Here is a 10,549-nt window from a genome sequence, read left to right as displayed (position 1 = left end):
ACCGAGTGGACCGACCCGGGGTCGGCCGTCAGCGTGGATCGCGTCCTCACCGACGTCTCGGTCTACTGGCTCACCGGCACCGCCGCCTCGTCCGCCCCGCCGACCGGTCAGGAGACGGTGCAGGCGGAACCGTTCAGGGTGAAGGCGGCGGGCCTCGCGGTGCTGCCGGTGTGCGTGCCGTTGAAGCCGAAGCTCGTCGACGCCCCCGCCGCGATCGTCCCGTTGTAGGACAGGTTCGAGGCGGTCACCGCGGCGCCGGTCTGGGTCACGTTCGCCGACCACGCCTGCCCGACCTTCTGCCCGCTGCTCGGGAACGTGAACGCCAGCGTCCAGCCGTTGATCGCCGTGGTGCCGGTGTTGGCGACCGTGATGTTCGCGGTGAACCCGGTGTCCCAGGTGTTCGCCGTCCAGGTCACCGCGCAGCCGCCGCCGACCGGCGGGGCCGTGGTGGTCACCGTGACGCCGGGCGACGGGGGCGACACGTTTCCGGCCGCGTCCACCGCCACCACGGTGAAGGTGTACGTGGTGGAGGCGGTCAGCCCGGTCACCGCCAGCGTGGTGCCGGTGGTCGAGCCGACCAGGACGGTCCCGCCGCGGTAGACGCGGTAGCCGGTGACCCCGACGGCGTCGGTGGACGGCCCCCAGGTCAGCGTCAGGCCGGTCGCACCGACAGCGGAGGCGGTGGGCGTGCCGGGCGCGGTCGGCGGTGTGGTGTCCGGCGCCGGGCCGGCCGGCGTGGTGACGCTGACGGCAGCCGACGCCGCGGACCGGTTGCCGGCGCCGTCGAGCGCCCGCACGGTGAACTGGTACGTCCGTTCCGGCGCCAGCCCGGTCACGGCCAGGGTGGTCCCGGTCGAGGCGGTGACGACCGGGTCGGCGCCGGCCGAGGTACGGGTCACCTCGTACCCGGCCAGGCCGCTGCCGCCGGTGTCTGTGGAGGCAGCCCAGGTCAGCGTGAGCCCGCTGGACGTGACGGCGGACGCCACGGGCGTGCCGGGCACGCTCGGCGCGGTGGTGTCCGGGGTGGCCGGTCCCGGCTCCTCGCCCCAGACGCGCACGCCGCCGGAGTAGAGCGGCACCTTGCGGTTCGGCCCGGCGGTGGCCTGGTAGGACGGGTCGTTCGTCGGGTCCCAGGTGCCGCCCTCCGGCACCCCGATCTTGAACTGGACCTCCATCCGGTGCTGCGACTGCCCGGCCGGCGCGATGGTGTAGCCGGTGCAGTCGACCTCGACGTACCAGATGTCGCCGGAGAACTGCTTCGCCGCCGACGGCGACGGGCAGCCCTGGGTGTAGCCGGGGGTCACCGTCACCGGGCCGGTGCCGTCGGGCCGGAAGTAGTACCGGAACTTACCGGTGGTCAGCGCCCGGGCCGGGAACGCGGACTTGTTGTAGATGATCGCCTTGAGCCCGGTGGCGCGCGGCTCGGCCTGCATGACAGTGGTCTCCACTGTCATCTCGTCCATGTCGGGCGTCTCGGCGGACGGGAAACCGGCGCGCGGGCTGCCGCCGTACTCGTTCGCGAGCCGGGCCAGCGCGGAGGTGAAGCCCGCGTTGTAGTCGGTGGCCACCTCGTTCATCACGTAGTCCGACCGGCTGTCGGTGTACGCGTCGTTTGCCGCCGACGGGCCGCCGACGAGCGCGCCGTAGAGCACGTGGCGGGTCTCGACGGGCACGGTCTGGCTGTCCCACCAGGAGCCGTGCGCGGTGCGGTGGTGCGGGTTGCGCGGCGAGTTGGCGCCGAAGCCGATCTGGTAGCTGGAGTTGCGCGGGTTGTCGCCGAGCGCGTAGTTGATCTGCCGGACGGCGAAGTCGTGGTAGCGCGCCTTACGCGTGGTGTCGGTGGTCTTGTCGCTGTAGACCAGCGCGGCGAACGCCGTGTTGGAGGCGTACCGCAGCGCGCCCCAGGAGTCGAGCACCGCCATCCCGCCGGGCGAGTACGGCACCCGCTGCCCGTTGACGCCCACCGTCCAGTAGTCCAGCCACCGGTTGGCGTCGTCGGCGTACTTCTGCTTGCCGGTCAGGTTCGCCAGCAGCACGTAAGCGCCGAACTGCTTGTTGTCCCAGGCGATGGTCCACTTGTAGGAGCGGGTGGTGGACTGCGGCTCGGTGCCGAGCTTGTCGTACTCGCTCTCGGCCTTGGTCAGGTAGGTGGCGTCGCCGGTGGCCCGGTACAGCCAGATCGCGCCCCACACCAGCTCGTCCTGGTAGCCGCTCCACGACTTGTAGAAGCTCGTCGCGTCGGTGATGCACTCGTGGTAGCTCTTCCGCACGGTGTCGGCGAACGTGTAGAGCTGCTTGGCGTGGCCGAGCAGCTTGTCCGCGTAGGCCGCGTCGGTGGGCCGGAAGACCATGGACGAGGCGGCCATCGCGGCCGCCGTCTCCCCCGCCAGGTCCGCGCCGCCACAGCTCGCGTCGATCTTGTACGCGGGCCGCGCCATCGGCATCACCTCGGCCGGGCCCCACCACTTGTGGTCGTCGTCGCCCTTGCCGACCTGTCCGTAGAGGACGTTCGGGGCGACGTGCGCCTTGACGAAGTAGTCGTTGACGAAGCGCAGGTTGTTCAGCAGGTGGGTGAGCTGGCCGGAGGCGACGTACCCGTCGCGGTACTCGACCGCGCCCCACGCCAGCATGGTGGCGCTGAACGCCATCGGGAAGCCGAACTTCACGTGGTCACCGGCGTCGTACCAGCCGCCGGTGAGGTCGACACCGGCGTCGGCGCCGTCGGTGAGCGCCGAGTCGCCGCGCCAGGAGACGCGGTTCCAGGACGGCTTACGGCCGGACTGCTGCGCCTCGTAGAAGAACAGCGACTTCTGCAACGCCTCGGCGTAGTTGAACGCTGGTGCGGCCTGCGCGGCGGCGGACGCGGGTGGCGGGGCGGCGACGGCCGTGGCCAGGCCGACGGCCAGCGCGGCGCCTGCGGCGAACAGCCGGCGGAGCCGGGACCGGCCTCCGGGCGGCGATATCGGACGGGGCATGGCGAGCTCCTGTGGCTGGCGCCGGGGCGGCAGCCGGAGCGGGACGGGGATTCGGGGCTCCGGCTGCCGCGTGGCGGTGGTGGTGGGTATCCGGGAAGCCTCGGGAGCGCTCCCATGGATAAACGACAATGTAATGCGCCGTTCATCACAGGGGAAGAGCGCACTGATCCGGGACGTCCGGGCGTACTCACGGGTAACCATCGGGAGCTGGATCACACTATCGATAGAAATCGATATAGAGAGTGTTCTTTCCCAGCTCAGGGGCATCGCCGACGTGTCGAACGCACCCCCGAGGGGGTCGGCGGCAGCTCGGCCGTCCTGGCATACGAGCGTACGGTTGCCCGGCCGTTCGGCCCCGCGGGACAGTACGCCTCACCTGCGGTGCCATCGACGCCGCCGCTCCCCGGACGACACTGAGGAGATCGCGATGGCTCTACGACTCGCCGAGGGCACCTCCTGGTCCGACACGCTCGCCCGGGCGGTGGCCGCCACGCCCGAGGCGTTCGGCACCGGCCCCGACGGCGCCACCACGCTGCACAACCTCGTCCAGGGCGACTGGCGCGCGCTCGGCACGCCCACCGCCGTCCGTACCCCGGTGGACAACACCGTGCTGATCGGCTTGGCCCGCCTCGACGCCGACACCGCACGCGCCGCCGTCGCCCACGCCGCCGACGCGCACCGGGAGTGGGCGCAGACCCCGCTGGCCGAGCGCATCGCCCGGGTCACCGACGCGCTCGACGCGCTCACCGCGCACCGCGACCTGCTCGCCCTGCTGCTGGTCTGGGAGATCGGCAAGCCGTGGCGGCTGGCCTGCGCCGACGTGGACCGCGCACTGGACGGCGTGCGCTGGTACGTGCGGGAGATCGAGCGGATGCTCGCCGACGGCCGGGAGCCGCTGCCCGGCCCGGTCAGCAACATCGCCTCCTGGAACTACCCGATGAGCGTGCTGGTGCACGCCGAGCTGGTGCAGTTGCTGGCCGGCAACGCGGTGATCGCCAAGACCCCCTCCCAGGGCGGCGCGGTCTGCCTCACCGTCGCGCACGCGCTGATGCGCCGCGCCGGGCTGCCCGCCACGCTGCTGTCCGGCAGCGGCGAGGAGCTGTCCGAGGTGCTCGTCCGCGCACCGGAGATCGGCGCGGTGGCGTTCGTCGGCGGGCGCTCCAACGGCGGCAAGGTCGCCGCCGCGCTGCTCGACTGCGACAAGCGGCACTTCATCGAGCAGGAGGGCCTGAACGCCTGGGGCATCTGGAACTTCTCCCAGTGGGACACGCTCGCCGCGCACCTGCGCAAGGGCTTCGAGTACGGCAAGCAGCGCTGCACCGCGTACCCCCGGTTCGTGGTCCAGCGCGACCTGGTCGACGAGTTCCTCGACATGTACCTGCCGGTGGTTCGCTCGATCCGCTTCGGCCATCCACTCGCGGTGGACGAGACGTGGCGGGCCGGCGACCCGTTGCCGGAGCTGGACTTCGGGCCGCTGATCAGCGGCGCCAAGGCCGACGAGCTGCGGCGCAAGGTCGACGAGGCGGTACGCGGCGGCGCCGTGCCGCTGCACCGCGGCAAGCTCGGCGGGGCGCCGTTCCTGGACGGGCAGGACACGTCCGCGTACGTCGCCCCGGCCGTGCTGCTGGCCCCGCCCGGCCGGTCCCGCCTCATGCACGCCGAGCCGTTCGGCCCGGTCGACACGATCGTCGTGGTGGACACCACAGACGAGCTGCTGGCCCAGATGAACGCCTCCAACGGCGCGCTCGTCGCGTCGCTGGCCTGCGACGACGAGGAGCTCGCCGGCAAGCTGGCGGTGGACCTCCAGGCCTTCAAGGTGGGCATCAACAAGCCGCGCTCCCGGGGCGACCGGGACGAGCCGTTCGGCGGCCGGGGCGCGTCCTGGAAGGGCGCGTTCGTCGGCGGCGACCTGCTCGTGCAGGCGGTCACAGTGGGCGGCGACGGCCGGCTTTACGGCAACTTCCCCGACTACAGCAGCTACCCGGCCACCTGATCGCGAACAGACGGGCGGGGCCCCCGCATCGGGAGCCCCGCCGTGTCACCGTCCTCCGTATCGGAGGTCGGCCCTGGTGGCGCGTGACCGCGCCGGTTGCGGCCGTCCGTCCGTACCCCTCGGGTGTGCCGCGCCGTTGCGGCGCACCTCCGTGGTCCGGCCGGCGGCCGTCAGCTCAACTCGACCGCTGTGCCGGCACCGCGGCCTCGGCGCGCGCGAACTGATCCGTCGGCTGCCGCACGGTCAGCGGCAGCGTCGCGGTCAGCACGGCGCCGTCGCGTTCCATCGCCACCGGCCGGTCCAGCCGGCGCAGCGTCCGCAGCATCGGCGTGTTCTCGGACTGCACGTGCAGCAGCACGGCGGCGTACCCGGCCCGGTCGGCGTGGCCCAGCAGGCGGCGCAGCAGCGCCGAGCCGAGACCCCGGCGCTGCCAGTCGTCGCGGACCAGCAGCGCCGCCTCGGCCTCGTCGCCCTCGCCGAGCAGGTTCGCCATCGCCACGACCGGCTCCGCCGCCCCGCCGGAGCCCGCCGTGGCGAGCAGTGTCACGCCCCGGGCCGGTTCCAGCAGCCGGCGCAGCCGGGCCGGCGACGGGTCCGCCGCACCGCTCAGGTAGCGCCGCTGCCGGCTGCGCGCCGAGCAGGCGGCGTGCAGGTCGCGTACGCCGGGGACGTCCTCGGCGGTCGCGGCCCGCACCGACACCTCGCCGCCGTCCGGCAGCACCAGCGTGATCCGGTCGGCGTCCCGCCGGGCGAGCGTGGCCGCCAGCTCGACCAGGGCCTGCGCGCGGGCGTACTCGGCCGGGGTGAAGCTGGGCTCCCGGCGGTGCAGTTCGTGGGCGCCGCCAGCCGGGTCGGCGAGCACCATCGTGGTGCCGCCCACCCCGCCCGGCGCGGCGGCGGGCGTCGGACGCCAGCTCACCGCGTCCGCGCCGAGCAGCGTCCGCAGCACCGCGCCGGTCGCCTCCGGGTCGCGGACCAGCCGCCCGGCGAGCCCGAGCACCCGGGTCGGCTCGTCGGCCAGCCCGCGCGCCTCGCTGCGCGCGACCCAGCAGTCCCGGCCCCGGCCCCGCTCGACGGCGGCCCGCAGCTCCGCCTCGGTCACCTGCTCGGGCGCGTCGACCAGAAAGTCGTCGACCGCGCCGGCCTCGGTGGTGTGCACCTGCACGCTGAGGATGTTGACCCCGCGCAACGCGAGGCTCGCCGTGAGCACCGACAGATAGCCGGGCCGGTCGTCCACGGTGGCTCGGATCCGCCACAGCGCCATGGTTGTCTCCCTTCCTCGGCACCGACCATGCCGTCCGCCTGTTGCGGGCCCGTTGCCCCGGGGTGACGCGGGCCGTCCGGTCAGGTGACCGTGGTCACGGGCGGCGTGCCGACCAGGTCCAGCCGGTCACCGAGGATCACCGCGCTGGCGCGGACGAGCTGGGCGAGCCGGTCCACCTCGGTGGAGTGGAACCCGGCGGCGGTGAGCGGTTCGCTGTGGTCGCGGGCGACCACGAGCACCAGCCCGGCCCGGCCGAACGGCGCCACCGCGTAGTGGTGGCCCTCCGGGCTGGTCATCGCGCGTGCCCGCAGCGGGGTCACCTCCGGCAGCCGGGGCGGCGCCGGCGCCCGCCAGCTCGCGTGCCCGACGGCGGCGACGCCGGCCCCGCCGCTGCGTGAGGCCCAGTCCAGGGGTACGACGGCGGCCACCGCCCAGTCCGCGGCGAGGAGCCCCGGCACCGCGTCGACGAGCGTGGCCATCCCCTCCACCGGGTTGGCCGCCACCTGGGCCAGCAGTTCGGCGTCCTGCCCGGTGGTGGTGGGCGCGCCGATCGCACGCCACACGCCGTCCACCCGGACGCCGGGGATCGCGGCCAGCCCGGCGAGCATCCGCTCCACCCGCGCCGCACCGGGCCAGACCACTGTGAAGTCGTCCACCGCCCGGCCGCCGAGCCGTTCCAGCACGACCACCTGCACGATGTCCGCGCCGGAGACGCCGAGTGTGCGGGCCACCTGGCCGAGCGTGCCCGGACGGTCCGGCAGGGTCACCCGAACTCTCAGCAGCATGTCTGATCCCCTCCGCTCGGCGGGCCGGCGGCGCGCCGGCAGGCTGGGGCCCAGCCTGCCGGTTGACCATTTCGCCCCTGTTGCAAGGGCATGTCCCGCCGGGAAAACCCGACCTTGACAACAAAGCTGAGCTGCCATCAACTAATCGGATGACCGATCCGGCCGCCGATGTCGCCGCGCCCTCGACCGGTCCCGCCCCGCGCGGGCTCGACCTCGACCGGCTCGCCGCCCATCTGGCCGTCCACCGGCCGGACCTGAGCGGGCCGCTGTCGGCCCGGCTGATCGCCGGCGGCAAGTCCAACCTCACCTACCTGCTGCGCGCCGGCGACCGCGAGGTGGTGCTGCGCCGGCCGCCGCTGGGGCACGTGCTGGCCACCGCGCACGACATGGTCCGCGAGCACCGGGTGATCTCGGCGCTCGCGCCGACCGGCGTACCGGTGCCGGAAGCGCTGCTGCTCTGCGCCGACGACCATGTCATCGGCGCGCCGTTCTACCTGATGGCGAAGGTCGGCGGCGAGGTCTACCGGCGGCGGGAGCAGACCGACACGCTCACCGACGCGCAGCGGCGCGACCTCGCGATGGCGATGATGGACACGCTCGCCACGCTGCACCGGGTCGAGCCGGCCGAGGTGGGGCTCGCCGACTTCGGCCGCCCGGCGGGCTACCTGGCCCGGCAGATACGCCGCTGGGCCGGCCAGCTCGACCGGTCCCGCAGCCGGCCACTGCCCGGCATCGACCAGCTGCGCGACGCGCTGGCCGCCAGCGTGCCCGAGGGCGCCAACGCCGGCCGGATCGTGCACGGCGACTACCGGCTGGACAACCTCCTCGCCACCGTCGACCCGGTGGCCGTGCGGGCCGTGCTCGACTGGGAGATGGCCACCCTCGGCGACCCGCTGGCCGACCTCGGCCTGCTGCTGACGTACTGGGACGTGCTCGGCGACAGCGACCACGGCGAGGGCAACCCGGTGGCCGACGGCATCGGGCCGCGCGCCGGCTTCCCCACCGGCGCCGAACTGATCGAGCGGTACGCCGGGCGCAGCGACGTCGACGTCGGCCCGCTGCACTGGCACGTGGCACTCGGCTGTTTCAAGCTCGCGGTGATCTGCGAGGGCATCCACTACCGGCACACGCTCGGGCAGACGCTGGGCGAGGGTTTCGACCGGATCGGCGACATGGTGGCGCCGCTCGTGGCACACGGGCTGCGCGCGGTGAGGGAGAGCTGATGGAGTTCGCGTACGACGACCGCACTGTCGAACTGCGGCAGCGGCTGGAGGCGTTCCTCACCGAGTGCGTCTACCCGGCCGAGCCGGTGCACCACGAGCAGGTGCTCGCGGCCGGCGACCCGTGGGCCCGCCCGCCGGTGATGGAGGAGCTGAAGGCGCAGGCGCGGGAGCGCGGGCTGTGGAACCTGTTCCTGCCGGACGCCCGCTACGGCGCCGGGCTGACCAACCTGCAGTACGCGCCGCTGGCCGAGCTGACCGGCCGCAGCCCGCACCTGGCCCCGGAGGCGCTCAACTGCGCCGCGCCGGACACCGGCAACATGGAACTGCTGGCCGAGTTCGGCTCGGAGGAGCAGCGCAAGCAGTGGCTCATGCCGCTGCTCGCCGGCGAGATCCGGTCCGCGTTCTGCATGACCGAGCCGGACGTGGCCTCCTCCGACGCGACGAACATCGGCACCCGGATCACCCGCGACGGCGACCACTACGTGATCAACGGCCGCAAGTGGTGGTCGTCCGGAGCGATGGACCCGCGCTGCGAGATCTTCATCGTGATGGGCAAGACCGACCCGGACGCCGAGCGGCACCGCCAGCAGAGCATGATCCTGGTCCCCCGGGACACCCCCGGCGTGACGGTACGGCGCGGGATGCGGGTCTTCGGCTACAGCGACGCCCCGCACGGCGGCCACGCCGAGATCGACTTCACCGACGTGCGGGTGCCGGCGGAGAACCTCGTCGGCGAGGAGGGCACCGGGTTCGCCATCGCCCAGGCCCGGCTCGGCCCCGGCCGCATCCACCACTGCATGCGCCTGGTCGGCATGGCCGAGCGGGCCCTGGAACTGCTCTGCCGCCGGGTGCTCGACCGGGTCGCGTTCGGCCGCCCGCTCGCCGAGCAGGGCGTGGTACGCGAGTGGATCGCCGAGTCGCGGGTCCGGATCGAGCAGGCCCGCCTGCTGGTGCTGAAGACCGCGTGGCTGATGGACACCGTCGGCAACAAGGGCGCGCACACCGAGATCCAGGCCATCAAGATCGCTACGCCGCTGATGGTCGAGTGGGTGATCGACAAGGCGATACAGGCGTACGGCGGGGCCGGGGTCAGCCAGGACACCCCGCTGGCCGAGCTGTGGGCGCAGGCCCGCACGCTGCGCCTGGCCGACGGTCCGGACGAGGTCCACCGCGCGTCGCTGGCCCGGCGCGAGCTGCGCCGCTGGGCCTGACCGGCTCAGCCGAGGGGGTTTGTCAGGCGGAGGCCCGGTGGATCAGTTCGGTGTCCAGCAGCACGTGCGGGGAGGGGACCTCCTCGCCGCGGATGCGGGAGACCAGCAGCCGGGCCATCTGCCGGCCCATCTCCTCCACCGGCTGGAACACGGTGGTCAGCGGCGGCTCGGCCTGGCGCGCGATCGGGGCGTCGTCGAAACCGATCACCGCCACGTCCTCGGGCACCCGGCGGCCGGCCTCGCGCAACGCGCGCAGCGCGCCGAAGGCCATCAGGTCGGAGGCGACGAACACGGCGTCCAGTTCCGGGCAGACGTCGAGCAGCCGGCGCATGGCCGCGGTGCCGCTGCCCTCGCTGAAGTCGCCGTACGCGATCAGACTCGGATCGACCCGGCCGCCGGCCGCGCGCACGGCCTCCTGGTAGCCGGAGAGCCGGGCCAGGCCGGCGCCCATGTCCTGCGGGCCGGCGATGGTCGCGACCCGCCGGCGGCCCTTGCGGAACAGGTGCTCCACCGCCTGCCGCGCGCCACCGACGTTGTCCATGTCGACGAACCACGCCGGCTGCGCGTTCGGGTGCAGCATCCGGGCCGGGCGGCCGCCGAGCACCGTCGGCAGGCCGCGCTCCTCCAGCAGCGTGGGCAGCGGGTCGGAGTCGTGCAGGGAGAGCAGGAGCACGCCGTCCACGTGCTGGTTGGTCAGGTGGTGCTCGACCCGTTCCCGCTCGATCGGCGACTGCACCATGGCCAGCCAGAGCTGCATCGGCGTCTCCACCAGCCCGGAGCTGACACCCCGGACGATGGCCGCGAAGAACGGCTCGGTGAAGACCCGCTCCCCCGACTCGGACACGACCAGGGCGACCGAGTCGGTCCGCTGGGTGACCAGCGCACGGGCGGCGCGGTTCGGCACGTACCCCAGCTCGGCGATGGCCTGCTGGACCGCGGCCCGAGCCTCCGGGCTGACCTGCGGCGACCCGTTGACCACGCGGGAGACCGTGCCGCGCCCGACGCCGGCGCGGGCCGCGACCGCGTCGAGGGTCGGACGCCCGAGCGAGCGGGTGCGCTGCGTTGTCATCGTCTGTGCTCCTCCGACGGTCGGGCGGG

The 10,549-nt window shown here is 73.6% G+C and carries 7 protein-coding genes; 3 read left to right on the top strand and 4 right to left on the bottom strand.

The features are described from left to right. Window positions 1–107 precede the first annotated feature (107 nt). Window positions 108–2,975, bottom strand: coding sequence for a glycoside hydrolase family 9 protein (locus AB0B20_RS03000; RefSeq protein ID WP_357467542.1), 2,868 nt, complete (start codon window positions 2,973–2,975; stop codon window positions 108–110). Between the two features lie 427 nt (window positions 2,976–3,402). Here AB0B20_RS03000 and AB0B20_RS02995 point away from each other — a divergent pair, with 427 nt between their 5' ends. After that, a complete protein-coding gene (locus AB0B20_RS02995; protein WP_357467539.1) occupies window positions 3,403–4,968 on the top strand; it encodes an aldehyde dehydrogenase family protein in 1,566 nt (521 codons plus the stop codon). A gap of 175 nt (window positions 4,969–5,143) precedes the next feature. Here AB0B20_RS02995 and AB0B20_RS02990 read toward each other — a convergent pair whose 3' ends face one another. Both AB0B20_RS02990 and AB0B20_RS02985 read right to left on the bottom strand, forming a co-directional pair. Then, the gene (locus AB0B20_RS02990; protein WP_357389971.1) at window positions 5,144–6,232 is read right to left on the bottom strand and encodes a GNAT family N-acetyltransferase; all 1,089 of its coding nucleotides are present in this window, start codon (window positions 6,230–6,232) and stop codon (window positions 5,144–5,146) included. An 80-nt stretch (window positions 6,233–6,312) separates the two neighbouring features. Beyond that, window positions 6,313–7,017, bottom strand: coding sequence for an amino acid-binding protein (locus AB0B20_RS02985; RefSeq protein ID WP_357389973.1), 705 nt, complete (start codon window positions 7,015–7,017; stop codon window positions 6,313–6,315). Window positions 7,018–7,166: 149 nt separating this feature from the next. Here AB0B20_RS02985 and AB0B20_RS02980 point away from each other — a divergent pair, with 149 nt between their 5' ends. Both AB0B20_RS02980 and AB0B20_RS02975 read left to right on the top strand, forming a co-directional pair. After that, a complete protein-coding gene (locus tag AB0B20_RS02980) occupies window positions 7,167–8,240 on the top strand; it encodes a phosphotransferase family protein (RefSeq protein WP_357467535.1) in 1,074 nt (357 codons plus the stop codon). Continuing rightward, entirely contained in the window at window positions 8,240–9,451 is a 1,212-nt protein-coding gene (locus AB0B20_RS02975; RefSeq protein WP_357467531.1) for an acyl-CoA dehydrogenase family protein, read from the top strand. Before AB0B20_RS02980 ends, AB0B20_RS02975 begins: the two co-directional genes overlap by 1 nt. 22 nt (window positions 9,452–9,473) lie before the next feature. Here the strand turns inward: AB0B20_RS02975 and AB0B20_RS02970 are convergent, their stop codons facing one another. Further along, the gene (locus tag AB0B20_RS02970) at window positions 9,474–10,520 is read right to left on the bottom strand and encodes a LacI family DNA-binding transcriptional regulator (RefSeq protein ID WP_357389979.1); all 1,047 of its coding nucleotides are present in this window, start codon (window positions 10,518–10,520) and stop codon (window positions 9,474–9,476) included. Between the last annotated feature and the right edge of the window lie 29 nt (window positions 10,521–10,549).

Source organism: Micromonospora sp. NPDC049151, assembly GCF_040648395.1.
Lineage (GTDB): Bacteria > Actinomycetota > Actinomycetes > Mycobacteriales > Micromonosporaceae > Micromonospora.
Note: the sequence above shows the minus strand (reverse complement) of the source record. Positions and strands in the feature narration are given on the sequence as shown.

Excerpts from the sequence above, each read along its gene's own strand:
- AB0B20_RS03000 (WP_357467542.1), bottom strand. The coding sequence starts at position 2,975 with ATGCCCCGTCCGATATCGCCGCCCGGAGGCCGGTCCCGGCTCCGCCGG.
- AB0B20_RS02995 (WP_357467539.1), top strand. The coding sequence starts at position 3,403 with ATGGCTCTACGACTCGCCGAGGGCACCTCCTGGTCCGACACGCTCGCC.
- AB0B20_RS02990 (WP_357389971.1), bottom strand. The coding sequence starts at position 6,232 with ATGGCGCTGTGGCGGATCCGAGCCACCGTGGACGACCGGCCCGGCTAT.
- AB0B20_RS02985 (WP_357389973.1), bottom strand. The coding sequence starts at position 7,017 with ATGCTGCTGAGAGTTCGGGTGACCCTGCCGGACCGTCCGGGCACGCTC.
- AB0B20_RS02980 (WP_357467535.1), top strand. The coding sequence starts at position 7,167 with ATGACCGATCCGGCCGCCGATGTCGCCGCGCCCTCGACCGGTCCCGCC.
- AB0B20_RS02975 (WP_357467531.1), top strand. The coding sequence starts at position 8,240 with ATGGAGTTCGCGTACGACGACCGCACTGTCGAACTGCGGCAGCGGCTG.
- AB0B20_RS02970 (WP_357389979.1), bottom strand. The coding sequence starts at position 10,520 with ATGACAACGCAGCGCACCCGCTCGCTCGGGCGTCCGACCCTCGACGCG.